This is a genomic window from Devosia sp. Root436, from assembly GCF_001426345.1.
In the GTDB taxonomy this organism is placed as follows: domain Bacteria; phylum Pseudomonadota; class Alphaproteobacteria; order Rhizobiales; family Devosiaceae; genus Devosia.
Map to the genome: position 1 here is coordinate 149,555 of NZ_LMEM01000014.1, position 24,684 is coordinate 174,238.

The 24,684-nt window shown below is 64.2% G+C and carries 23 protein-coding genes; 13 read left to right on the forward strand and 10 right to left on the reverse strand.

Annotated elements, in window-relative coordinates; genetic code table 11:
* Positions 1-38 precede the first annotated feature (38 nt).
* Positions 39-926, forward strand: a complete 888-nt coding sequence (locus ASD04_RS16920; protein ID WP_056259577.1) for a 4-hydroxy-tetrahydrodipicolinate synthase — start codon at positions 39-41, stop codon at positions 924-926.
* Between the two features lie 142 nt (positions 927-1,068).
* Here ASD04_RS16920 and ASD04_RS16925 read toward each other — a convergent pair whose 3' ends face one another.
* From ASD04_RS16925 to ASD04_RS16935, 3 genes are all read right to left on the reverse strand, one after another.
* The gene (locus ASD04_RS16925; protein WP_056259579.1) at positions 1,069-2,202 is read right to left on the reverse strand and encodes a site-specific DNA-methyltransferase; all 1,134 of its coding nucleotides are present in this window, start codon (positions 2,200-2,202) and stop codon (positions 1,069-1,071) included.
* 91 nt (positions 2,203-2,293) lie between these two features.
* A complete protein-coding gene (locus ASD04_RS16930) occupies positions 2,294-2,956 on the reverse strand; it encodes a ribonuclease HII (protein WP_056259581.1) in 663 nt (220 codons plus the stop codon).
* Between the two features lie 30 nt (positions 2,957-2,986).
* Positions 2,987-3,343, reverse strand: a complete 357-nt coding sequence (locus ASD04_RS16935) for a DUF4180 domain-containing protein (RefSeq protein WP_082531308.1) — start codon at positions 3,341-3,343, stop codon at positions 2,987-2,989.
* A gap of 87 nt (positions 3,344-3,430) precedes the next feature.
* On the opposite strand from ASD04_RS16935, the gene ASD04_RS16940 reads away from it, so the two are divergent.
* Positions 3,431-4,018, forward strand: a complete 588-nt coding sequence (locus ASD04_RS16940; RefSeq protein ID WP_056259583.1) for a hypothetical protein — start codon at positions 3,431-3,433, stop codon at positions 4,016-4,018.
* Here the strand turns inward: ASD04_RS16940 and ASD04_RS16945 are convergent.
* Positions 4,015-5,163, reverse strand: a complete 1,149-nt coding sequence (locus ASD04_RS16945; RefSeq protein WP_082531309.1) for a PA0069 family radical SAM protein — start codon at positions 5,161-5,163, stop codon at positions 4,015-4,017. The genes ASD04_RS16940 and ASD04_RS16945 overlap by 4 nt on opposite strands.
* Positions 5,164-5,611: 448 nt before the next feature.
* Between ASD04_RS16945 and ASD04_RS16950 the strand changes: the two genes are divergently transcribed.
* A complete protein-coding gene (locus ASD04_RS16950) occupies positions 5,612-7,105 on the forward strand; it encodes an MDR family MFS transporter (RefSeq protein WP_056259587.1) in 1,494 nt (497 codons plus the stop codon).
* A 68-nt stretch (positions 7,106-7,173) separates the two neighbouring features.
* Here ASD04_RS16950 and moaB read toward each other — a convergent pair whose 3' ends face one another.
* The 3 genes from moaB to ASD04_RS16965 form a co-directional block, all read right to left on the reverse strand.
* Positions 7,174-7,710, reverse strand: a complete 537-nt coding sequence (moaB, locus tag ASD04_RS16955) for a molybdenum cofactor biosynthesis protein B (RefSeq protein ID WP_056259589.1) — start codon at positions 7,708-7,710, stop codon at positions 7,174-7,176.
* Positions 7,688-9,013, reverse strand: a complete 1,326-nt coding sequence (locus ASD04_RS16960; protein WP_056259590.1) for an MFS transporter — start codon at positions 9,011-9,013, stop codon at positions 7,688-7,690. Before ASD04_RS16960 ends, moaB begins: the two co-directional genes overlap by 23 nt.
* Positions 9,014-9,111: 98 nt before the next feature.
* Complete coding sequence (locus ASD04_RS16965) at positions 9,112-9,918, reverse strand: uracil-DNA glycosylase (RefSeq protein WP_056259830.1); 807 nt, start codon at positions 9,916-9,918, stop codon at positions 9,112-9,114.
* 65 nt (positions 9,919-9,983) lie between these two features.
* On the opposite strand from ASD04_RS16965, the gene ASD04_RS16970 reads away from it, so the two are divergent.
* The 3 genes from ASD04_RS16970 (at position 9,984) to ASD04_RS16980 (ending at position 14,361) form a co-directional block, all read left to right on the forward strand.
* Positions 9,984-11,630, forward strand: coding sequence for an electron transfer flavoprotein-ubiquinone oxidoreductase (locus ASD04_RS16970; RefSeq protein WP_056259592.1), 1,647 nt, complete (start codon positions 9,984-9,986; stop codon positions 11,628-11,630).
* 108 nt (positions 11,631-11,738) lie between these two features.
* Entirely contained in the window at positions 11,739-13,481 is a 1,743-nt protein-coding gene (locus ASD04_RS16975; protein WP_056259593.1) for a tetratricopeptide repeat protein, read from the forward strand.
* Positions 13,482-13,485: 4 nt separating this feature from the next.
* Entirely contained in the window at positions 13,486-14,361 is an 876-nt protein-coding gene (locus tag ASD04_RS16980; protein ID WP_056259596.1) for a 4-(cytidine 5'-diphospho)-2-C-methyl-D-erythritol kinase, read from the forward strand.
* A 122-nt stretch (positions 14,362-14,483) separates the two neighbouring features.
* On the opposite strand, the gene ASD04_RS16985 is transcribed toward ASD04_RS16980, so the two are convergent.
* Positions 14,484-15,479 carry a polyprenyl synthetase family protein gene (locus ASD04_RS16985; protein WP_056259599.1) on the reverse strand — a complete coding sequence of 332 codons (996 nt, stop codon included), beginning with the start codon at positions 15,477-15,479 and terminating at the stop codon, positions 14,484-14,486.
* 232 nt (positions 15,480-15,711) lie between these two features.
* Here ASD04_RS16985 and ASD04_RS16990 point away from each other — a divergent pair, with 232 nt between their 5' ends.
* The 3 genes from ASD04_RS16990 to ASD04_RS17000 all read left to right on the forward strand — a co-directional run bounded on the left by ASD04_RS16990 (position 15,712) and on the right by ASD04_RS17000 (position 17,684).
* Positions 15,712-16,377 (forward strand): methyltransferase, encoded by a 666-nt coding sequence (locus tag ASD04_RS16990; RefSeq protein WP_056259601.1) that lies wholly within the window; start codon positions 15,712-15,714, stop codon positions 16,375-16,377.
* Between the two features lie 98 nt (positions 16,378-16,475).
* Positions 16,476-16,709 carry a hypothetical protein gene (locus ASD04_RS16995; RefSeq protein ID WP_056259603.1) on the forward strand — a complete coding sequence of 78 codons (234 nt, stop codon included), beginning with the start codon at positions 16,476-16,478 and terminating at the stop codon, positions 16,707-16,709.
* Between the two features lie 72 nt (positions 16,710-16,781).
* Positions 16,782-17,684, forward strand: coding sequence for a glycine--tRNA ligase subunit alpha (locus tag ASD04_RS17000; protein ID WP_056259832.1), 903 nt, complete (start codon positions 16,782-16,784; stop codon positions 17,682-17,684).
* A 148-nt stretch (positions 17,685-17,832) separates the two neighbouring features.
* On the opposite strand, the gene rnk is transcribed toward ASD04_RS17000, so the two are convergent.
* Entirely contained in the window at positions 17,833-18,252 is a 420-nt protein-coding gene (rnk, locus tag ASD04_RS17005; RefSeq protein ID WP_056259605.1) for a nucleoside diphosphate kinase regulator, read from the reverse strand.
* A gap of 308 nt (positions 18,253-18,560) precedes the next feature.
* Between rnk and ASD04_RS17010 the strand changes: the two genes are divergently transcribed.
* From ASD04_RS17010 to glyS, 3 genes are all read left to right on the forward strand, one after another.
* A complete protein-coding gene (locus ASD04_RS17010; RefSeq protein WP_056259608.1) occupies positions 18,561-19,121 on the forward strand; it encodes a LemA family protein in 561 nt (186 codons plus the stop codon).
* A gap of 118 nt (positions 19,122-19,239) precedes the next feature.
* The gene (locus ASD04_RS17015) at positions 19,240-21,174 is read left to right on the forward strand and encodes a DUF2207 domain-containing protein (protein WP_056259610.1); all 1,935 of its coding nucleotides are present in this window, start codon (positions 19,240-19,242) and stop codon (positions 21,172-21,174) included.
* Positions 21,175-21,238: 64 nt separating this feature from the next.
* Positions 21,239-23,263 (forward strand): glycine--tRNA ligase subunit beta, encoded by a 2,025-nt coding sequence (glyS, locus tag ASD04_RS17020; protein ID WP_056259612.1) that lies wholly within the window; start codon positions 21,239-21,241, stop codon positions 23,261-23,263.
* Here glyS and ASD04_RS17025 read toward each other — a convergent pair.
* Positions 23,260-23,601, reverse strand: coding sequence for a hypothetical protein (locus tag ASD04_RS17025; RefSeq protein WP_056259614.1), 342 nt, complete (start codon positions 23,599-23,601; stop codon positions 23,260-23,262). The genes glyS and ASD04_RS17025 overlap by 4 nt on opposite strands.
* Before the next feature lie 65 nt (positions 23,602-23,666).
* Here ASD04_RS17025 and ASD04_RS17030 point away from each other — a divergent pair, with 65 nt between their 5' ends.
* On the forward strand, positions 23,667-24,647 hold the full coding sequence (locus ASD04_RS17030; RefSeq protein ID WP_056259616.1) for a DUF808 domain-containing protein: 981 nt from the start codon (positions 23,667-23,669) through the stop codon (positions 24,645-24,647).
* Positions 24,648-24,684: the final 37 nt, after the last annotated feature.

A 24,684-nucleotide genomic window follows, 5' to 3' on the forward strand; every position in this document is an offset into this window, starting at 1 on the left:
GGCATGCATGCTCCGTCTCCGGCCACAGGAGATGAAACATGAATACCCCTTCCGGCCTGCACGGCCTCTGGCTGCCGTTGATCACGCCGTTTCACGACGGCGCACTCGATGAGACATCCCTGCGCCGGCTGGTGGCACACTATGCCGCCGAGCCGGTCGACGGCTTCATCCTTGGCGCCACGACCGGTGAAGGCATGGCGCTCGACGAGACGGAGACCCGGCTTCTCGTGGCGGTGACGCGCGACGCGCTCCAAGCAGCGGGACGGGACGTCCCGATCTATCTCGGCCTGTCCGGGGCCGTTACAGGCAAGCTCGCCAAGACGCTGGAGCAGAGCGCGGCCTGGGGCATGGATGGCTACCTGGTCGCCTGTCCCTACTACACGCGGCCTTCACAGGAGGGCCTGTTCCAGCACTTCTCGGCTCTGGCTGACGCGACGGACCGGCCGATCCTCATCTACAACATTCCCTACCGAACCGGCGTCAACATGGGCAACGAGACCATGCTGCGGCTGGCCGAAAGGTCCAATATCGTTGGCGTCAAGGATTGCTGCGCCGACCCGGCCCAGACCCTGGACCTTATCCGCCACAGGCCAGCCGGTTTCACTGTCCTGACCGGCGAAGACGCCCATTTCTACAGTGCGCTGACCAGCGGCGCCGACGGCGCCATTCTCGCTTCGGCCCATGTCCATACATCCGGCTTCGCCGGCATTCGCAACAAGCTGCGGGCGGGCGACCAGCCCGATGCCCTGGCCGATTGGCAGCGCCTGGTGGACATACCCCGCCTGCTGTTTTCCGAACCAAGCCCCGGGGCCATCAAGCATTGGCTCTGGCGTTCCGGCCTGATCGACAGCCCGGAAATGCGGCTGCCCATGGTGCCGGTGAGTGCGGAGCTGGCGGGACGGATCGAGCGGGCGATCGGATCCTGACCCGACCACCGGGAGATGGCCTGGGGATCGGTTGATGGTCGAGGCCGGCAGGGCGCTCGAGAAGGCGAACGGGCAATAAAAAGGCCGCCGGGGCAAACCGGCGGCCAGTCAGTAGAGCCTGAGATGTGATTGGAGGTCAGGATCAGGCGGAAAGCAAATCAAGTTTTGCACGGATGCCCGTGCGAAGCTCATCGATGGGCAATACACGCCCGTTCTGTTCGTGGTGCCAGAAGGTCCACCCGTTGCATGCTTCGGAACCCTGAACCAGCGCGCCCACCTTGTGGATGGAGCCCTGATGCGTTCCGGAGACGAGTGAGCCGTCAGCACGAACCATGGCAGAGTAACGTTTCGTTAAGTCGAAGAGTTGCGTGCCCGGATCAATAAGTCCCTGCTCGATCAGCGAACCGAAGGGAATGCGGGCTTCCTTGCGCTTCGGGGTGACCGATTGCAGGGCCTCGAACACGCCGGGACGGATCGCCGCGATGCGCTTGAGCGCGGCGTTGATATAGGTTTCCTCGCGATCGATGCCGATGAAGTGGCGGCCCAGCTTGCGGGCGACGGCGCCGGTGGTGCCGGTGCCGAAGAAGGGGTCGAGCACGACATCGCCGGGCTTGGTGGTGGCATTGAGGATGCGGAACAGCAGGGCTTCCGGCTTCTGCGTCGGATGAACCTTTTCGTCGTCTTCATCCTTGAGCCGTTCGGCGCCGGTGCAGATGGGGAACAGCCAGTCGCTGCGCATCTGCGTGTCGTCATTGGCCAGCTTCATGGCTTCATAATTGAAGGTGACGCGGCTCTTCTGGCTGCGCGCGGCCCAGATCAGCGTTTCATGCGCATTGGTGAAGCGGGTGCCGCGGAAGTTCGGCATGGGGTTGGCTTTCCGCCAGATGACGTCGTTGAGCATCCAGAAATCGAGATCCTGCAATGCCGTACCGACGCGGAAGATATTGTGGTAGCTGCCAATGACCCAGAGCGCCCCATCGGGCTTGAGCACCCTGCGCGCCGCCTTGAGCCAGGCGCGGGTGAAGGCGTCATAGTGGGCAAAGCTGTCGAATTTGTCCCAGTCGTCATCCACCGCATCGACCTTGCTCTGGTCGGGGCGGGTAAGGCCCTGATCGAGCTGCAGGTTGTAGGGCGGGTCCGCAAAGATGAGATCAACCGAGCCGGCCGGCAGGGCATTCATGTGGTCGATGCAATCGCCCACCAGAATAGTATCGATCGGGAGGCGCGGTGCCTCCTCCGCAGCGGCTCGCTGAGCCGTACGCGCGGTACGCAACATACACTTAACCCTAACGCAGTACTAACCCGACCGTTATAGAACGTCAGAGTTAATAGAGCGTTTTTTCAAAGGGTTAGCGGGGTGTTAAGGGCTAGGCTACCCGCACCGTGCCGCGCACGCGTTCCCAGGCTTCCGCTACCGGGGCGAATTCCTCGCGATGATGGCGGCAGGGGCCGTGTTCCACCAGGGCGCGCATATGCTGGGGGGTGGAATAACCCTTGTGGCCGGCAAAGCCGAAATCAGGCGCGTCGCCATCCATGATGCGGCACATGCGGTCGCGCGTGACCTTGGCGACGATGGAGGCGGCGGCAATGGAAACGCTGCGGCCGTCGCCGCCGATCAGCGCCAGACCTTCGCAGGGCAGGCCCATCGGCACGTCGCGGCCATCGATCAGCACGCGGTCGGGGCGGAGGCTGAGGCTGCTGGCCGACTGGGCCATGGCCCATAGGGTGGCGCCCCGGATATTGCGGCTGAGGATGATCGAGGGCGGCGCGACGACGACCGAAATGGCGCGCGCGGTGGCGATGATCTGCCCGAACAGCAGCTCGCGCTGTTCCTCGGTCAGCTTCTTGGAATCGTTGAGACCGGGCGGGATGGCAGCGGCGTCGAGCACCACGGCCGAAACCACGACCGGCCCGGCCAGCGGCCCGCGCCCGGCTTCATCGACGCCGGCGACGACACGGACGCCGCGCGCCATGAGCTCGCGCTCATGGCTATAGTCGGGCTCGGTCTGGATGGACGAATCGAACAGCATGCCGCCAGCATCCGCCCGCCACGCGCCAAGTCAACCGAGGCGGGCGATGAGGCTTTCGTGATCGGCCACGAACAGGTGATGGCCGCGCCGGTTGGTCTCGTAGACGAAATCGTGCAGCGCCTTGCTGGCCGCGACCTCGGCGGCGATGTCGCCCTGGATGACCAGGCGCCGGCTATATTGCTCCATCTTCTGGAAAACCTCGCCGGCAATTCGCGTGCTGAGATCGAGAAAGCCGGGGGCAAGGCGGGAGACGGGCACCACGATGATGTCGGGGTCGGCCTGGTAGGCTTCTCCGATGAGGTCAGGTGCGCTGAGATCGCCACCCAGAAGACCACCATGCGGCGGCAATTCGCAGATGACGAGCCCCTTGTGCTTGATGATATTCATGACGGTTTCTCCGTAATTGGCCCTGTGCCGGGCCGGGGCGGGTTGCTATAGTCCGTTCCGCCGGGGGGCGCCAGCAAAGAGAATTCGATGATCGCCAGAATTGGCAGCGCCTTTATTGTGCTCTTGGTGTCTTGCCTGCCGGCCGGGGCCGAGCCGTTCCATCATCCATTTGGCGAATGGCGGGAATACCATCGGGACTGGCTGGCGTCCTGCCCTGATGTGATCGACGAAAGCGCGACTGATTATTACGGCTTTTCCTGCTTTGCCAGCACCGGCAGCCAGGAATTGAACAGCGCCAACCTACCGGCCTACAAGCTCACCCTGTTCCGCAACCGCCTCAATGGCGAACTCGACCTGGCCATCACGGTGGCGGCCGATGGCGTCGAAATCGATATGAGCCGGCCGCTGCTACTCGCCTTTGGCGGCGAGGCGCCCGAAGCGCTGGATTTCACCACCGATCTCGAGACGCGCTACAACACGGTCAACCAGTTCTTCGTCGCCGATCCTGCCCGCAAGGCCGCGTTGATCGAGCGGATGAAGGAGCGGAACGCCCTGATGCTCAGCGTGCCGCTCAGCGGCGAGGGGGCGAGCAAGGAGGTCTGGCTGTCGTTGCGCGGCGTCATCGCCTCGCTCGACTTCATGGCCAGCTATGCGCGCAAGGTGGCGCAATACTAGAACAGGCTCATCTGCCGCTCTTCCAGGCGCGGCGCAACGAACAGGTCGTTGCGCAGGCTGGGCAGCCTGGCATCGAGCCCGTAGCGCTCACGCGCCTTGTCGAAGCGCTGACGCAGCAGGGTGGCATAGGGGCCTTCGCCGGTCATGCGGGTGCCGAAGCGGGAATCGTAATCCTTGCCGCCGCGCGTGTCGCGCACCAGCGACAGCACATGGCGCACCCGGTCGGGGAAATGGCGCAGCAGCCATTCGCGGAACACGTCGCGCACTTCGCCCGGCAGGCGCAGCAGGATCATCGAGGCGCTCTTGGCGCCCTGCGCCGCCGCGGCGTCGAAAATGCGTTCGAGCTCCATGTCGTTGATCGCCGGGATCATCGGCGAGGCAAACACCGCCACCGGCACGCCGGCTTCGCTGAGCAGCCGGATGGCTTCGAGCCGCCGGGCCGGGGAGGAGGCGCGCGGCTCCATCTTGCGGCTGAGCTTGTGATCCATCGAGGTCATTGAGATGGCAACCTTTACCAGGCCCAGCCTGGCCAGCTCGGTCAAAAGATCGAGGTCGCGGATGATCAGCGCCGACTTGGTGGTGATCATCACCGGATGGCGGGTTTCGAGCATGACTTCGAGAATGCCGCGCGTCAGCTTGTGCCTGCGCTCGGCCGGCTGATAGGGATCGGTATTGGTGCCCATGGCGATGGGCTTGACCTTGTAGCCCCTGGCGCCGATTTCGGCGCGCAGGGCCTCGACCGCATTGACCTTCACATAGATGTCGCGCTCGAACTCGATGCCGGCCGAATGGCCGAGAAAGGCATGGCTGGGGCGGGCATAACAATACGAACACCCATGCTCGCAGCCGCGATAGGCATTGATCGAGCGCTCGAAGCCGATGTCGGGACTGTCATTGGTCGTGATGATGGTCTTGGCGCGTTCGACATGCTCCACCGTCTCGAACATCGAGAGCGGCTCCACATTGTCCCAGCCATCGTCGAACCCTTCGCGCTTCTGCCTTTCGAAGCGCCCGGTTGCATTGCTTTGCGCCCCGCGACCGCGAATGCGGCCGGGGTCCAGCAGTTCGCGCCGCGCCAGATCGGCGTCGCGGCTGCGGCTGAGCTTTTCCAGTGCTTCGAAAGAGGGGGCCTGATAGAGGGCCATGAAACATCTCCTGCGGGGCGCGCAGCAGTCGAATCGTGACTGCAGAACGTGTCACGACAGATAGCAGTTCCATGAGAACAAAGCAAGAACGACAGGAAGATCGTGGCCACCGAAGGGCCGCTGCCTGACAGCTATATGGGAAACGCCCGGCGTGATTTGAAGGGGCAAAAACACAATTTCGCATCGCAGAATTGCGTTTGTGTGGGTGGACGCTTGGCCGCGGCAAGCCTAAACAGGCAGGCCTTTTTCGCGGGCCGGTCAGACCGGATAATGCTTAAGCGAACAATTTAATATTGACCCCGGCACGGGTCTGAATTACTAAAGCTAGCACTTAACCAAGATGCTGCTGACACAGGATGTCGCGGAATCTTTTCAGAGTGGCGTCGAAATCCATCGATGCCGCTCGTCGTCCTGGTGACAGCGCAATTCAAAAGGTTCTGAGGGAATCATGAGTACCGAGGCAACAACATTCAACGCCGAACTTGTCGGCGCTCCGCCGCCGGTCAGCCAGACCGACGCGGCTCGCAATAACCTGGTCATCGCCCTGCTGCTGGTTTCGACATTCGTGGTGTTTCTCAACGAGACCATCATGAGCGTGGCCATTCCGCACCTGATGGCCGATCTGGGTGTCGCCGCCAGCGCCGCGCAGTGGCTGACCACGGCCTTTCTGCTGACCATGGCCGTTGTCATACCGGTGACCGGCTTCCTGCTGCAGCGTCTCAATACGCGGCCGATCTTCCTGCTCGCCATGTCGATCTTCACTGCGGGCACGCTGCTCTGCGCGGTGTCGCCGGGCCTTGAGCTGCTGGTCGTCGGTCGCGTGGTGCAGGCCATCGGCACGGCCATCATGATGCCGTTGCTGATGACCACCGTGATGACGCTGGTTCCCCCCGAGGGACGCGGCAAGACCATGGGCAACATTTCCATCGTCATGTCGGTCGCGCCCGCCATCGGCCCGACCATCGGCGGCTTCATCCTGGCCAACCTGGAATGGCGCTGGATGTTCATCCTGGTGCTGCCGATTGCCATCGGTGCCCTGGTGCTGGGCTATCGCAAGATCCAGAATGTCTCGACGCCCCGCTATGCGCCGCTCGACATATTCTCGGTCATTCTGTCGGCCTTTGCCTTCGGTGGCCTGATCTATGGCCTATCCAGCTTCGGCGAGAGCTTCGCCCATGCCGACGCGCCGACCGCCATGCCGCTCTGGCTGCCGATCGCGGTTGGTGTGGTGGCCATGGTCGCCTTCGTCTGGCGGCAACTCGGCCTGCAGCGCGACAACAAGGCGCTGCTTGACCTGCGCGTCTTCCAGTCGCGCAACTACACCGTGTCGGTAAGCCTGATGCTCATCGCCATGATGGCTCTGTTCGGCACCGTCATCCTGCTGCCGATCTATACGCAGAATGTCGTCGGCCTCGATACGCTGCAGACCGGTCTGCTGCTGCTGCCGGGCGGTCTCATCATGGGCCTGATGGGCCCGGTCGTGGGGCGCCTGTTCGACCGCGTCGGCCCGACCGTGCTGGCCGTGCCGGGCACTATCCTGGTCTCGGCGGTGCTGTGGGCGCTGACCACGGTCGGCCAGGACACCTCGCCCTGGGCGCTGATGGCCGGTCATATCGTGCTGAGCATCGGCCTCGCGCTGATCTTCACGCCGGTATTCACCTCGTCGATGGGCTCGGTGCGCATGGAGCTTTACTCCCATGCCTCCGCCGTCCTCGGTTCGGTGCAGCAACTGGCCGGTGCGGCGGGCATTGCCCTGTTCATCGCGCTGATGACTATCCGCACCGCGGCGCTGGCCACTGCAGGTCTCGACCCGGTCGAGGCTCTTGCCGGCGGCATCCGCCTTGCCTTCCTGGTCGGGGCGGTGATCTCGCTGTTCGCCATCGTGGCGGCATTCTTCATCCGCAAGCCCGAAGGCGGCGGTGCTGGCCATGGCGGCCACTGACGCCATCGCCTGATCCAACTTGCAACGGCGCCGGTGTATCCCACCGGCGCCGTTTTTGTTTGGGGTATTCAGCGCTCGTCGAGGCGCGGCATCAGTTCGACGAAATTGCAGGGCTTGTGGCGGTAGTCGAGCTGGTGGGTAAGGATGCCCTCCCAGGCATCGCGGCAGGCGCCGCGCGAGCCGGGCAGGCAGAAGACGAAGGTGGTGCCGATCAGTCCCGCCGTGGCGCGTGACTGCAGCGAACTGGTGCCGACCGTGGTGGCCGAATATTGGTGAAACAGCACCGAAAAGCCTTCCATGCGCTTGTCGAACAGCGGCTCGATGGCTTCGGGCGTCACGTCGCGGCCGGAAAAGCCGGTGCCCCCGGTGGTGAGGATCACATCGACCTTGGAGTCGGCGACGAACCCCTGCACCGCCCGGCGGATGAGCTGGATATCGTCGCGCACCACGACCCGATCGGCGCAGCCGTGGCCGTCGGCTTCCAGCAGTGATTTGAGCAGCGCGCCGCCCGTATCGGTTTCGAGCGTGCGCGTGTCGGACACGGCGATGACGGCGATGGACAGCGGCTTGAACGCCCGGTCTTCAAATCGTGCCGTCTTGAACATCGCGCCTGTCCTCGTTCTGCATTGCCAGTTCTTCGGGAACAGGCTCTTCGGCGTGCCCCATCTCGGGGCTATCACTATCAGCCCGCGGATCGAGCACAATGGTTTCCGGCGTCACCTGGCGGTCGCCGCCCATCGGTTGGAAGGGCGCGCGCTCTGAAGCATCCTTGCTCTTGCGCAGCCGCATGCGCAGGAAGGCGGTGATCGCCAGCGCGCCGTGGAAGGACGAGGTGACGATAAACAGGCCAACCGGCGACCAGGCGCCCATGATGATCGAAGCCAAGGCCGGCCCGATGGCGAGGCCGATGCCCAGGATCAGCAGCATGCCGCCGGCGATCTTGGCGAAGTCGCCATCCTTGGCGAAGTCGTTGGCATGGGCCACGGCCACCGCGTAGATCGGGTTGGCGGCAAAGCCATAGGCGGCGAACAGCACGAACATCATCCAGTTCGCGCCCGGATTGATGAGAACAGTGAGCGCGCCGACCACGGCCGCAAAACCGGAGAGCCCGATCAGCACCAGCCGCCGATCGATGTGGTCGGATAGGCGTCCGAACGGAATCTGCGCTACGGCGCCCAGGATGGCGGCGAGAGCAAAGAGCAGCGAAATGCCGCCGGCATCGAGCCCCTGCTCGTGGCCATAAACCGGGGCGAGCGTGCCGAAGGCGCCATTGGCCATGCCGACCGAAAAGGCGGCGATGGCCGCGACCGGCGAGGTACGGTAGAGCAGACCGACATCGATCTTGGCCGACGACAGGGGGCGCGGCTGCGGGCTCGACGTCATCGCCGTGGGCAGCACCGCGCAGATGAAGCTGATAGCGCCCAGCACGAAGGGGACATAGCCGGCCGTGCCGGTGATCGACATGGAGATTTGCCCCAGTGTCGAGGCGGCCATGTTGATGGTGACGTAGATCGAGAAGATAGTGCCGCGGCTCTTGTTTTCGGCCACTTCGTTGAGCCAGCTTTCGACGATCATCGCCGCCCCGGCAAAGCAGAAGCCGCTGAGCGCGCGCAGCAGAATCCAGCTGACATCGTTGATCAGCAGCAGGTTGAGCAGGATGGTGACCGTGCCGATGGCCGCCATGACCGAAAAGGCGCGGATATGGCCGACCTTGCGCACCACTATCGGCACCGTGATCGACCCGGCGACGAAGCCGGCCGACCAGCCGGTGCCGATGAGGCCCAATGACAGCAGCGAAAAGCCTTCCTCGGCGCCACGTACCGAGAGCAGCAGGCCCTGCAAGCCGCCGCCGAACATGAGCAGCGCGGAACCCAGGAACAGGGCATAAATCTTGATGACAGAGGCCATGACGCTTTCGATTGTGCTGGATCGGAACGTTGCAAATCGCAACGGTCACCATAGCGCGACGTTCCCCGATTGGCAGGGCGAAATTGGGTCAGGCGGAATTATTGGGTCTGGAGACCTAAAGCCTCGATTTTGAGCTTGAGACTCAGCATGTCGCGCCAGGCCTGCTGCTTGGCGGCGGGATTGCGCAGCAGATAGGCCGGATGCAGCGTGGGGATGGCGTCGGCCTCGTGGTTGCCGATGCTGACCTTCGACCACTTGCCGCGCATCTTGATGATGCCGTTGGTGGTGGAGAAGATTGTCTGCATGGCCGGGCCGCCCAGCGTCATCACCAGTTTGGGGGCCACCAGTTCCACCTGCCGATGCAGGAAGGGCAGGCAGAGCGCCATTTCCTCCGGGGTGGGCGTACGGTTGCCGGGCGGGCGCCAGGGCACCGTATTGGCGATATAGACCTTTGTCCGATCGAGGCCGATGGCATCAAGCATGCGATCCAGCAACTGCCCGGATTTGCCGACGAAGGGCTTGCCCTGCCGGTCCTCCTCGGCGCCGGGCGCTTCCCCAATCAGCATGATCCTGGCTTTCGGGTTGCCATCGGCAAAGACCAGTTGGGTGGCGCGCAGCTTGAGCCCACACCCGTCATAGGCGCCGAGAATGCCCTGCAATTCATCGAGCGACTGTGCCGAAGCGGCGAGGCTTCGCGCTTCGGACGGGTCGCCGCCGAGCAGGGGCGTTTCGGCGGGACGCTCCGCAGCGGGCGCGGTTGCCGGTGGTGGCGTCACGCGCTGCGGTGGACGCTGGACGAAGCGATCCACCGGCTCCTCGCCGACGGCGACATCGACACCCGCAGCCCGATACCAGTCGAGCACGGCTAGCATTTCGTCGTGATTTAGCGGTCGATCTTGAGCCATGTTGTCTGTTATGTCACAGCCCGTTTGGCGCGGCCAGATCAGACGAAACATTGAGGCATTCCTATATGGCAGAGGTCGGCTCACGCGAAACCCTTTCGACCGACGTGCTGATCGTCGGTGCGGGTCCGTCGGGCCTGGCTGCGGCCATCAGGATCAAGCAGCGCCACCCCGAAATCACGGTAACCGTGGTTGAAAAGGCCGCGGAAGTAGGCGGGCATATCCTTTCCGGCGCGGTGATGGACCCGGTCGGCCTCGATGCGCTGATCCCCGACTGGCGGCTCAAAGGCGCCCCGGTGGGGCCCGACGTGACCCGCGACACCTATCACCTGCTGACCGATAAACACGATTTCGTCCTGCCGCACCTGCTGGTGCCGCCGCAGTTGAAAACCCGCAACGGCGTCATCGTCAGCCTGGGCAACCTGGTGCGCTGGCTGGGCGAACAGGCGGCGGAGCTGGGCGTCGATATTTTCCCGATGACGGCGGCGGTCGATGTGCTGTCGAGCGGCAAGGGGCCGGTGCGCGGCATCATCACCGGCGATCTCGGCCGCGACCATGAGGGCCATCCCAAGCCGGGCTTTGCCGAAGGGATCGCGCTCGAAGCCAAATATACCCTGATCGCCGAGGGTGCGCGCGGGTCGCTGGCCAAGCAGATCATCGGTACCCACCAACTGGCGCGCGAGCCGCAGAAATATGGGCTGGGCATCAAGGAAGTCTGGGAAATCCCGGCGGAGAAGCATCAGCCGGGCAGGGTAGACCATTATCTCGGCTTCCCGCTCGACAATGCCACGGCGGGCGGCGGCTTCGTCTATCATGCCGAGGACCGCAAGCTCTATGTCGGGCTGGTGACCTATCTCGACTACGCCGATCCGACGCTGTCGCCCTTCGATGAATTCCAGCGCTTCAAGACGCACAAATCGGTGACCCCGCTGCTCGAAGGGGCGACCCGCCTCAGCTACGGCGCCCGCGCTGTGACGGCCGGCGGCTGGCAGTCGATCCCCACGCTGGCGTTCCCCGGCGGCGGCCTCATCGGTTGCGCGGCCGGCTTCATGAATGCGCCGCGCCTCAAGGCCATCCACAATGCCATCCTCTCCGGCATCGGCGCGGCCGATGCGGTGGCCGAGGCCATCGGCAAGGGCCGCCAGCACGATCTCATCAGGGATTTCGGTCATCGCATCATGGCCACCGGCATTGCCGAGGAGCTGCAGGGCGTGCGCAACGTCAAGCCGCTCTGGACCAAGCTGGGCACCGTGCTGGGTGCATTGGCGGGTGGCGTGGAGCTATGGAGCTCGGCCATTCTGGGCCGCTCGCTGCTCGGCACGCTGCATCACGGCAAGGTGGACTATCAGGGGCTCAAGCCCAAGGGCGCGCTGCCGGCGCGCAGCTATGCCAAGCCGGACGACAAGCTGACCTTCGATCGGGCCTCGTCGGTCTACCTGGCCAACCTGGCCCATGACGAGGACCAGCCGGTGCACCTGCGCCTGGCCGACCCCGCCGTGCCGGTGCGCGACAACCTGCCTGTCTACGGCGAGCCGGCGCCGCTCTATTGCCCCGCCGGAGTCTATGAAATGGCCGAGGAAGGCGGGGCGCCGGTATTCCGCATCCACGCCGCCAACTGCGTGCATTGCAAGACCTGCGATATCAAGGACCCGGCGCAAAACATCACCTGGGTTCCCCCTGAAGGCGGCAGTGGACCCAATTACAGTGGCATGTGAATTTCGTGCGGGATCACGCTATGTGGCGCGCCCTTGCGGCGCAGTCCCAAAACGGACAATCTTCGCCGCCAGAACCGGCCCGAACAGGCCAACGGAGTAACCAGCCTCGTGACATCGCTTCTGACCCGCATCGCGCGCCCGGCGCTCATCGCCGTGCTGCTCTCGGTATCAGCCGTTCATGCGGCGCAATCGGCCCAGTTCGTGCAGACCGCGCAAACCGATCCGTTGACCGCTCTTGGCCTGCTGCCGATGTTCCGGACCAGCGTCACCGGCGCCTATATGGCCGGCCAGCAGGCGTTGCACGATCTGCGCACCGACGAGGCCGCCCGTTATTTCTATCAGGCGGCGCAGGGCGACTGGGACAATCCGGTACTGGTCGAGCGTGCCTTCATCGCCTTCGCGGCCGATGGGCAGATCGGGCAGGCGTCATCGACCGCCAAGCACCTGCTCGAACTCGATCCCGACAATGAGCTGGCCGAACTGGTGGTGGCCACCGAAGCGCTCAAGGAGCGCCGCTATGGTGCGTCCGAGCAGATGCTGGGCGCCATCGGCCAGGATAGCTTCACCGGCATCACTGCCGGTATCCTGCGCGCCTGGGCGCTGGTTGGCGACAGCCGCAAGGATGAAGCCGATGCCGAACTCGACAAACTCGGCCAGTCCGGGCTCGAAGATTTCCTGGTGTTTCACCGGGCGCTGATGGCCGAGGCCTCGGGCGATACCGAAAGCGCCATCGAGCTGGCTGGGCGAGCTTTCGACGCGGAACCCTATGTGGCCCGTATCGTCGAAGTCTATGCCCGCATCCTCGCCAATGCCGGCCGCTTCGACGAAGCCAAGGACGTCATCGCCCAGTTCGAAGAGCAGGGCCTGTCCCACCCTGTGGTGACCATCGTCAAGGAGCAGATCGAGGCCGGCCAGCGTCCGGGGATTTTTGCGGCCAATGTTCAGGTCGGCGCCGCCGAAATGTTCCACGGCATTGGCGTGGCCCTGTCGCGCGATGGCAGTCTCGATCTCGCGCTGGTTTTCCTGCGCATGGGGCTCTATCTCGACCCTTCGGCTGACGTGATCGCGCTGGCTCTGGGGCAGTTGCTCGATACGGCCGGCCAGCATGACGCGGCCAACACCATCTACGACGCCGTGCCCGCCACTTCGCCGATGAAGCCGACAGCCGTGGTGCGCGTAGCGCAGAATCTCGATGCCACCGGCGACCGCAAGGAAGCTTTGCGCCGGCTCAACAACATCGTTGCCAGCCGTCCGAACGATCTCGACGCGGTGTCGGTGCTGGGCGACCTGCTGCGCTATGACGAGCAGTACGTGAAGGCGGCCGAGGCCTATACCGCCGCGCTGGCGCTGACCGGCGGCGACAGTCCTTCGGACTGGCGCTTCTACTATGTGCGCGGCATCGCCTATGAGCGGGCCAAAGAATGGCCAAAGGCCGAGGCCGACTTCCTCAAGGCGCTGGACCTCAATCCCGAGCAGCCGGCGGTGCTCAACTATCTCGGCTATAGCTGGATCGACCAGGACATGCACCTCGAACAGGCGCTGGAGATGATCGAGAAAGCCGTCGAAGCGCAACCGCAGGATGGCTATATCGTCGATTCGCTGGGCTGGGCCTTCTACAAGCTCGGCCGCATCGACGAGGCGGTGACCACGCTCGAACAGGCCGTGCTGCTGCGCCCCAACGATGCCGAGATCAACGATCATCTCGGTGATGCCTATTGGCGCGCGGGTCGCAAGCTCGAAGCCAGGTTCCAGTGGAACGTGGCCGCTTCGGTCGACGAAGTCGGCAACGTCAAGGAGCGCGTCGCGCCCAAGCTCGCCGAAGGGCTGACCGAAGCCAACGCGACTAAGTAGAGGGATGGCAGAACGGCTCATCCAGCTCGCGCCAGCCAAGGTCAACCTGGCTTTGCATGTGACGCATCGGCGCGAGGACGGGTATCACGACCTCGAAAGCCTGGTCGTGTTCGCCGATGTCGCCGATGAACTGGAGGCCACGCCGGCCGATGCCGACACACTCACGGTCAGCGGCCCCTTTGCCAAGGCGCTGGGCGTAGGCGAGACCAATCTGGTCACGCGCGCCGTTGCCGCCTTCCGCGACCGCTGGCCTGACGCGGTGGGGACCGGGCTGGCGCTGCATCTGACCAAGAATCTGCCGGTTGCAGCCGGCATTGGCGGCGGCTCGGCGGATGCCGCCGCGGCCTTGCGGCTGATGGCCGGGTTGTCGAACCGCCCCATCGCCGTGTCCGATCTGGCCGACATGGCGGCAACACTGGGCGCCGACGTGCCGGCCTGCCTGGTCTCGACGCCGCTGGTGGCGCGTGGCGTCGGCGAAGTGCTGGCGCCGCTGCCCGAATTTCCCGCCTGCCATATCGTGCTGGTCAACCCCATGGTGCCGCTAGCCACCGCCGACGTGTTCCGGCGGCTGCACGCGCATGACAATTATCCGCTGCCCGAACTGCCCTCGCCGCTGACCCGTCCGGCGCAACTGGGCATATGGCTCGCCGAAACCCGCAACGACCTGCAGCCGCCGGCCGTGAAACTGGTGCCTGCTATCGGCGATATCGTTGCCCATCTAGCCGAGGCGCAGGGCTGCATGCTGGCGCGCATGTCGGGCTCGGGCGCGACGGTGTTCGGCTTGTTCGGCTCCAGCGGACAAGCGCATCAGGCAGCACAGGTGATGCGGGCGGCCAACCCGGATCATTGGGTTGCCGCAGCGCCGCTGATTTTGCCTTAGTGCCACGCCCTCGTGGTTCAAGGCTCGCGAAGGGCTCGCACCTCACCATGAGGTCTACTGGAACAACGAGAAGTAGCCCTATGGTGAGGTGCGCTTCTTAGCGCCTCGAACCTGGGCGTGCCTCAATAAGCCCGCAGCACGCTGAATTCGACGACATCGGCGAGCAGCGAACGCATGTCGGAGGCTGGCAGGACTTCCAGCGCCTGCTGGGCGGCTCTGGCATGGGTTTGGGCCTGGTCGAGAGTCCGCACCAGCGTCTTGTGACGCTCCAGGATGGCAACCACATCGGCAACCTGCTCGGCACTCGCCTGCGCATCGCCCAGCGCCGCCGTAATGATGGCGCGTTCAGCCTCGCTGCCATCGGCCAGTGCCAGGATGATTGGCAGCGTCATCTTGCCTTCGCGCAGATCGTCGCCGGTATTCTTGCCTAGCGTGCCCGACTGCCCGCCATAGTCGAGCGCGTCATCGACAAGCTGGAAGCCATTGCCCAGCTCAAGCCCATAGCGGGCCAGAGCCTCGCGGCCGGTGGCATCGGCCCCGCCCGACATGGCGCCCACTTCGCAGGCTGCCTGGAACAGGACGGCAGTCTTGGCGCGGATGACTTCGGCATAGTCGGCAGGGGTGGTGCTGAGATCGCCGGTCTTGGCGAGCTGGAATACTTCGCCCTCGGCCATCACGGCGGAAGCCGCCGATAATACGCCAAGCGCGGCGATGTCACCGGTTTCCACCATCATCATGAAGGCCTGGCCAAGCAGGAAGTCGCCGACCAGGATGGAGGCCTTGTTGCCCCAGACCATGCGGGCGGCCGGCTTGCCACGGCGCATGTCGCTCTCATCGACCACATCGTCGTGGAGCAGGGTGGCATTGTGCATGAATTCGACAGCGGCGGCGAAATTGATGGCGCTGCCCTTGCCCTTGCCGAAAAGCTGGGCGGCAGCGACGGTCAGCATGGGCCTGAGGCGCTTGCCGCCGCTCTCGATGAGGTAGCGGGCGAGCTCGGGCACCATCTCGACATGGGAATCGGCCCGACTCAGAATGAGCGCGTTGACCCGCGCCATATCGGCAGCGGTCGACTCGAGCAGCCGTTCGACCGGATTGGCCACCGGCGCTTCTCTCATCTGCGTCAGAACTGACACTGCTGTTTCCGTCCTCGTTTGCCTTGGGGCAAATCTGGTTGAGCCTGCGGCACGAGGCCATTAAGGTCGCGCCAAACCGGCCTTTCGGGGTGCGATGTCCCTAGACCAGCCAAAAGCCTTTGTAAAACACCAAACAGTAACGCGCGATGCCTTTTTAGGAGGCAGGCTCACTCTGTCGCAGCCCAGCCGCGGTTTCCGGGCCGGGCTTGACAGCGTGCTGCTCGGCGCGGCGGTGGCGGAAGGCCGCAAAAGCCTGCTCGACCTGGGCTGCGGCGTGGGTGCGGCGGCCTTTGTTGCCATGGCGCTCAATGCCGGGCTCATGGCCACCCTGGCCGACCAGAATGCCGAAATGGTGGCGCTGGCCGAGGCCAATGCCACCGATAACGGGCTCGCCGGTCGGGCGCGGGTCACTATTGCCGACGTGACCGGCAAAGGCGCCGACCGGCGCAAGGCGGGGCTGGTGGATAACGGCTATGACAGCGTCATCGCCAATCCACCCTTTTTTGCCGATGGCGATGGCACGCTGGCGGCGGATGCCGGACGGGCCGGGGCGCGGCACATGGACGCTGCGAGGCTCGACCTGTGGATCAAGACAGCGGCCGGCGCTGCCGCGGCGGGCGGCGAGGTGATTTTCGTCTATCCCTCGCAAAGCCTGGCGCCATTGCTGGCCGGATTCACCCAGCGCTTCGGCGCTGTCACGGTATTGCCGCTGAGCCCGCGCCCGGACGAAGCGGCCAGCCGGGTGCTGGTGCGCGGCATAAAGGGCTCACGCGCGCCGCTGACGCTGCTGGCCAGCCGCGTCCTGCACGAAGCAGCGGGCCGCGCCTTCCGCCCAGAATTCGATGCAATCTTTCGTGGCACGGCACGGCTCGTCTGGTAATCGTCGTGGGCACGTCCTAAATCTGGCCGCAAGCAACGAGGATCGAGCATGGCCGACCTGACCACGACCATCGAGGAACGCTCCCTGCGGGCGAGGCCATGACCGGCATGCTGCTCCGCGTCCTGATCTTCGCCATTATCGGCATCGCCATCTGGCTGGGCCTGCGCAAAATCTGGCGTGACTGGACCAGCCAATTCAAGGCCGATGACGAGCAAACCCGCCGCCTGCGCCGCGAACGCGACCTGCGCGAGCGGGCCCAGCCCGGCGTCATCGACCTCAAGCGCGACGAGGATGGCACGTTCCGGCCGGGCGACGACGACAAACGCCGTTGACCCTGACGGGCGGTCAAACTAGAGGTTTGTCCCGAAATCAGGGACTGCCAGATGACCAACCGCCCGTCGCATATGGACCCAAGGAACTCCTTCCAGGGTCTGATCCTGACGCTCCAGAATTTCTGGGCAGCGCAGGGCTGTGTCCTGTTGCAGCCTTACGACATGCAGATGGGCGCCGGCACGTTCCACACGGCGACGACGCTGCGCGCGCTTGGCCCCAAGCCGTGGAAGGCCGCCTATGTGCAGCCCAGCCGCCGGCCCAAGGATGGCCGCTATGGCGAAAATCCCAACCGGCTGCAGCACTATTACCAGTTCCAGGTGATCCTGAAGCCGTCGCCCGACAACATCCAGGAACTCTATCTCAAGTCCCTGGCCGAGATCGGGCTCGATGCCAGTCTGCATGACATCCGCTTCGTCGAAGACGATTGGGAAAGCCCCACGCTGGGCGCCTGGGGCCTGGGCTGGGAATGCTGGTGCGATGGCATGGAAGTCAGCCAGTTCACCTATTTCCAGCAGGTGGCAGGCTTTGAATGCTCCCCGGTGCCGGGCGAAATCACCTATGGGCTCGAACGCCTCGCCATGTATGTGCAGGGCGTCGAGAACGTCTATGATCTCAATTTCAACGGCGGCACCGGCGAGGACAAGGTCACCTATGGTGACGTGTTCCTGCAGAATGAGCAGGAATCCTCCAAATACAATTTCGAGGCTGCCGACACCGAAATCCTATTCCGCCATTTCGATGATGCGGAAAAGGAATGCCGCGCGATCCTGGCCAAGGGCGCCCAGGGCAATCGGCAGACCATGGCCATTCCGGCCTATGAGCAGGTCGTCAAGGCCAGCCACAACTTCAACCTGCTCGACGCCCGCGGCGTCATCTCGGTCACCGAGCGGCAGAGCTATATCCTGCGCATCCGCGAACTCGCCAAGAGCTGCGGCGAGGCCTGGTTGCAAACGGCCGGCGGCGGGGCGGAGTGATCTTTCTCCCCTTCTCCCCTTGAGGGAGAAGATGCCCGAAGGGCGGATGAGGGGTCCTGCGCCATCCTTTGGCATTAAAGCATGGGAGGGCGCAGCACCCCTCACCCTGACATTTTATGCTGAACGCAGAAAACGTCATCCCTCTCCCTCAAGGGGAGAGGGTGACCTCTGGCTGCGTCACCTCCAGCACCGTGAGCATATGCCGCTTGTTCGCGCGGTCGCGCCAGGTGATCGACTGGCCGACGCGCAGGCCGATCAGCGCCGTGCCGACCGGCGTCAGCACGGAAATCCGGCTCTCGGCAATATCGGCATCCACCGGATAGACCAGCGTCACCCGCGGCTCCTGGCCGCTGTCGGTGCGGTAATGCACCGTCGAACCCATGCGCACGATGTCGGACGGCACTTTGGTATCGTCGACCACGCGGGCGCGTTCGAGTTCATGGAGCAGGGTGTCGGACTGGTCCGGCAGATGGGTGAGCCCGGCCATGGCCAGGATGCTGAGCTGGCGATGATCCGCCGCGCCCAGCACGATCCTGGGGTTGAGGTCGTTGTGAATGGTGGTCGTCATGATGTGTGTTCTCTTATGGCCGCCCTCGCGCCTCATGCGCGCCGGTTCGGCGAATGGAATGATGTCGGGATCGATGCGCCAGAAAGCGCTGCAATGTGCGGCGCGCCTACCCTAAGCAGGCGCCGGCGCGGCGGGCATGCTTAGGGTTGAGATCCCGCGAGGGGATTTTCCAGCCAATGTGCAGCGTTTCTGATCATGAGCATGAACGTAGTGATGGTAGTGGCTAAAGGCAAGATGGGCCCATTGCGCCCAAATCGGCGGAGTGCCACTCTCCGGCGCAATCCTGGTCCGCATGAGGAGACACGCACATGATCGGTTGGATCATCCTAGGCCTTGTCGTCGTGGCCGCTTTCTATGCCATCAGCGTCTATAACGGGCTGGTGAAGAACCGGCAGATGGTAGAGGAGGGCTGGTCGGGCATCGACGTGCAGCTCAAGCGCCGCACCGATCTCATCCCCAACCTGATGGAAACCGTGAAGGGCTATATGGGCCATGAGCGCGAAACGCTCGAAGCGGTGACCAATGCCCGCGCGGCTGCGACCAGCGCGGCGGCCGGCTCGCCCGAAGAGCGGGCCAAGGCCGAAGGCCAGCTCTCCTCCGCGCTGGGCCGGCTGATCGCCACCGCCGAGGCCTATCCCGACCTCAAGGCCAATACGACCTTCCTCGAATTCCAGGAAGCGCTGCAGACCGTGGAAGACGAAATCCAGATGTCGCGGCGCTACTACAATGGCGCGGTGCGCAACCTCAACGTCATGGTCGAATCGGTGCCCTCCAACTTCATCGCCGGCCCCTTCGGCTTCCAGAAAGCGCAGTATTTCGAGCTGGAGAACGAGGCCGACCGGACCGTGCCCTCGGTCAAGTTCAACTAGCGACGCTCACCACAATGAGCAGCCTGGCCACAGGGTCATTCCCGCGAAAGCGGGAATCTCCCTTCGTCTCGCAGCTAAGCATAAGGGAGATTCCCGCTTTCGCGGGAATGACGCGGCGATGAAGAGTCGGTTCGTGGGTTTGATGCGCCTCGGTGCCCTGGTTGTCACTCTCCTGGCCCTCACATTTCCCGTACAGGCGAGCGAGGAAATCCGCTCGTTCACCTCCGATGTCGTGCTCAATGCCGACGGTTCGGTGGATGTCACCGAAACCATCGAGGTCAACGCCGAGGGCTTGGAAATCCGCCGCGGCATCTACCGCGACATTCCGGTGGTGATGCTGGGCAGCGATGGCGGCAAGGTACGGCCCGAGCTTGAGGTGGCGGGCGTCACCCGCGAGGGTGACCAGGAGATGTATCGCGTCGAGCGCATGGGCAATTTCCAGCGCATATGGATCGGCAATCCGGATTCCTTCCTCGATCGCGGCATCCACCGCTACGTCATCCGCTACTCCATGACCCGCATGGCGCGGGAATTCGCCGACCACGATGAACTCTACTGGAACGCCACCGGCAATTACTGGATTTTCCCGATCCTGGCGGCGCGTGCCAACGTGACCCTGCCCGATGGCGCAGTCATCTCGAACCTGGCCGGCTATACCGGCCCTGCCGGCTCGACCGAACAGGCCGTGTCGATCAAGCAGACCTCCGACACTACTGCGGCCTTCCGCGCCAGCCGTGCGCTGGGAGCAGGCGAGGGCATGACCATCGCCGTGGCCTTCAACAAGGGCATCATCGCCTTTCCCACCGGCTTTGCCGCCTTCCAGCAGCGGCTGGGCGATTTGAATGAGGTAATCCTGCCCGTCCTCGCGGCGCTGCTCGCCATCGCCTACAATGCGCTGGCCTGGTTCCGCGTTGGCCGCGACCCGGAAAAGGGAACGATCATTCCCCTGTTCCACCCGCCCAAGGGGTTTTCGCCGCCGCTGGTGCATTACGTGCATAAATGGGGCTTCGAGAATTCCGGCTGGGTGGCGCTGACCTCGGCCATCTTCGACCTTGGGGTCAAGGGGCTGGTGCTGATCGACAATGCGACAGGCCAGCTCAAGATCAAGGCCACCGGCAAGCAGCCAGAAGAGCCGTTGTCGGCGGGTGAGAAGCTGCTGTTCGACTATCTCGGCACCGAGCGGACCACCGTTATCGACAAGAGCACCGGCCCGGAACTGCAGAAGAAGCGTGGCGAGTTCATTGCCGCCATCGAGAGCGAGAACCGCTCATTGTGGTTCCGTAACAATACTGGCTACTCGGTGCTGGGCTTCGTGCTGGCCCTCGGCCTGCTGGGGGGCATGGTGTTGCTGGATATCCTGTCGCCGGAATGGCTGATCGGCGCTGTGGTGCTGGGAATTTTCGGCGGGGTACTCATTGGCGCGCTGGGGCGGGCGACCAAGTCTTTCGGTTTCCTCCGCTTCTTCGGCGTGTTCTGGCTGGCCATTTTCGGCTTCAACATCATTGGCGCATTTGTCGATGGCTTCAGCAGCATCGAGGTCAACACCGCCGCTATCGCGGCCATAACCATCGTCGCGGTGACCATCGTCTTTGCGGTGCTGATGCGCGCGCCGACCCTGCAGGGTCGCAAGGTCATGGACCAGATCGACGGGCTCAAGCTCTATATCGAGACCGCCGAAAAGGAGCGCATGAACATGGCCGACGCCCCGCCCATGACCATCAGCCGCTTCGAGCGCATGCTGCCCTATGCCATCGCCTTGGGCGTCGAGAAGCCCTGGAGCAGCCATTTCGAGGCAGAACTGGCGCGCAATGCGGTCGCCGATGCGTCGGGTTCCTATAGCCCCGGCTGGTATCACGGAAGCGGCTCGCGCGGTGCCTGGGGTAGCTCGGCTTCGAACATGACCAATGCGGTCAGCGCCGCGGCGGCCAGCATGACGGCGGCCATGGTCGCCGCCCAGCCGGTACAGGCCAGTTCCTCCGGATTCTCCTCCGGCGGTGGCGGTGGGGGCTCGTCCGGGGGCGGTGGAGGGGGCGGTGGTGGTGGCGGCTGGTAATCGCCAATAGACATAGCCTGCCACGCAAGCTAAGCAAACCGCGCCTCCAACACCGGTATCCGCCATGCCCGAACTGCTGCTCGAACTCTTTTCCGAGGAAATCCCGGCCCGCTTCCAGCGCCGTGCGGCCGATGACCTCAAGAAGGCCGTGACCAATGCGCTGGTCGATGCTGGACTGGTCTACGAGGGCGCCAAGGCATTTGTGACGCCGCGCCGCCTGGCGCTGACGGTGACCGGCCTGCCGGCCCGGTCGCCCGATACGCGCGAGGAAAAGAAGGGCCCCAAACTCGGCGCCCCGCAGCCTGCCATTGATGGTTTCCTGCGTTCGGCGGGACTCTCTTCGATCGATGAGGCCAAGGTGGAAAGCGATCCCAAGAAGGGTGACTTCTACGTCGCCCATATCAACAGGCCGGGTGCTGAGGCGGTGGAACTGCTGTCGGGCATCCTGCCGAAAATTCTGGCCGATTTCCCTTGGGCCAAGTCAATGCGCTGGGGCAGCGGCAGCTACAACTGGGTGCGCCCCCTGCGCGCCATCACGGCCACTTTCGGCGCTGAAAATGAAGAGCCGGTGGTGATCCCCTTCGCCTCCAACACGCTGGAAGCCGGGCAGACCACGTTCGGCCACCGTTTCCTCGCGCCCGCGGCAATCCGCGTGCGCCGCTTCGACGATTATGTCGAGGCGCTGGAGCGCGCCAAGGTGGTGCTCGATATCGATCGCCGCAAGGACATCATCCGCGCCGATGCCGACCAACTCGCCTTTGCGCAGGGTCTGACCGTCATCGCCGATGAGGGCTTGCTGGAAGAAGTCGCCGGACTGGTGGAATGGCCGGTCGTGATGATGGGCGCGTTCGATCCGGCTTTCCTCGAACTGCCCGAGGAAGTCATCATCGCCACCATCCGCGCCAACCAGAAATGCTTCTGCCTGCGCGACGCCAACGGCAAGCTGGCGCCGAACTTCATCATCACCGCCAACACGATTGCGGCCGATGGGGGCAAGGTGATCACGGCGGGCAATGAGCGGGTCATTCGGGCGCGCCTCAGCGATGCGGCCTTCTTTTATCGCGGCGATCTGGCTTTGCCGCTCGAGCACGGCCTGCCCAAGCTAGAAGAAACCGTGTTCCACGCCAAGCTGGGCAGCCAGTTTGCCCGCGTCGAGCGGCTGGTCAAGCTGGCTGGCGAGATCGCGCCTCAGGTCGGCGCCGATCCGGAACGCGCCAAGCGCGCCGCCATGCTGGCCAAGGCCGACCTCACCACCGGCATGGTCGGCGAATTCCCCGAATTGCAGGGCCTGATGGGCCGCTACTACGCGACGGCGCAGGGCGAGCCTTCAGACATCGCGACCGCGGTGGAAATGCACTACAAGCCGCTCGGCCCCACCGACAAGGTGCCGACCGAGCCGGTGTCCATCGCGGTGGCCCTGGCCGACAAGCTCGATCTGCTCACCGGCTTCTGGGCCATCCACGAAAAGCCGACAGGCTCGCGCGACCCGTTTGCTCTGCGTCGGGCAGCGCTGGGGGTGATCCGCATCATTTCGGAAAATGGGCTGCGCTTTCCGCTCCAGGTCGAGCCCGACCTGCTGGCCTTCTTCCATGACCGGCTCAAGGTTTCCCTGCGCGATGCCGGAGCCCGGCATGACCTGGTCGATGCAGTCATCTCGGCCGATAGCAACGACATCCTGCAGATAACCCAGCGGGCCGAAGCGCTATCGGCCCTGCTTTCATCCGCCGATGGCCAGAACCTGCTGGCTGGCTACAAGCGCGGCGCCAACATCCTTGCTGCCGAGGAAAAGAAGGACGGCAAGGCCTATGCTGGCGCGGTGGATCAAGATGCGTTGAAGCTGCCCGAGGAGACGGCGCTGGCCTTTGCCGTGGATGCCGTCCATGCCGCCGTGTCCAGCCATATCGGCAAGGACGACTACAAGGGCGCCATGGCCAAGCTGGCGACTTTGCGCGCCCCGGTCGATGCGTTCTTTACCGCCGTGCTGGTCAACGATGCCGATCCGGCCGTGCGTGCTAACCGCCTCAACCTGCTGGCCCGCCTGCGCGACACGATGCACCTGGTGGCCGACTTCTCCAAAGTCGCCGGCTAACGGGCGGGCAGCGCGCAGAGCACGCTGCCCAATGTCGTCGTGAACATGAACGAGGCCTCGCCGCGCTCATCCGTGGTGAAGCTGCCGGTGAGGTCGATATCGGCCAGCGGGCCGGTGAGGGCATTGACGCTGTTGCCCGACGACGCCATCTGGCCGCGACCGCCGATGGTGGCGCTTGATGCGAAATCGTAGTCGCCGGCCACCAGCAATGTCAGCGTGCCGAAGGCGGCGCCCTTCATGTCGACGCATTGATAGATGCCCGGCGGCGGGAACTGGGCCAAGGCCGGCGCAGTTGTCAGGGCAAGCGCGACGAGGGTGATTGCAAATGGGCGGATCATCACCAGATGATGCGCTGCGCCTGCGCCAATGCCAAATCAATCCGGCGCTATCGAAGGATAATTCCATGAGTGTTGGATTGCTGGCCCTGCTCGATGACGTCGCGGGCCTGGTGAAGGTTGCGGCGGCCTCGCTTGACGACGTGGCCGGGCAGGCGGCCAAGGCCGGCGTCAAGGCGGCCGGTGCGGTGATCGACGACGCCGCGGTCACCCCCAACTATGTGCAGGGCTTCACCGCCGATCGCGAATTGCCGATCGTCGGCAAGATCGCCTGGGGATCGATCAGGAACAAGCTGCTGTTCCTGTTGCCGGCGGCACTGGTACTCAGTCTTTTTGCGCCCTGGCTGATCACCCCACTATTGATGATCGGCGGCGCCTATCTTTGCTACGAGGGCGCTGAAAAGGTGTTCCACGCCCTGGCGCCGCATGGGGCCGAAGTCCATGAAGCGGGGCTTGAATCGGTGACCATCGCGCCGCAGTCGCTTGAGGACCAGAAGGTTGCAGGCGCCATTCAGACCGACTTCATTCTCTCGGCCGAGATCATGACCATCATCCTGGCGGCCATCAAAATCCCCGATTTCTGGACGCGCGCCGCAATTCTGGCGCTGGCCGGCGTCGGCATCACCATTGCCGTCTATGGCGTGGTGGCGCTGATCGTCAAGGGTGACGACTTCGGCGTCTGGATGGCACGCCACGCCCGCACCGGCGCCGGTCGCGCCTTTGGCCGCGGACTGGTGGTATTCATGCCGGTCTTCATGCAGATCCTCAGCGTCGTCGGTACGGCGGCAATGACCTGGGTCGGCGGCAGTATCATCGTGCATGGGTTGCATCAGTTTGGTTTCGGCTGGCCCGAGCAGGTCGTGGAAATTGCTGCCCACTGGGCCGAGCACGCCATGCCCGCCATTGCCGGCGTTGCGGGCTGGTTCGCCACCGCCGCCGTGGATTTCGTCTTCGGCCTGACCCTGGGCGCCGCGATGATCCCGGTCGTGGGCTACGCCATTGCGCCGGCCCTGCGCGCCGTGAAAGGCCTGTTGCCGAAGCGGGCGTAAGAGGCGGACCGATCGGTTATAACCTTTTCGCGAAAAG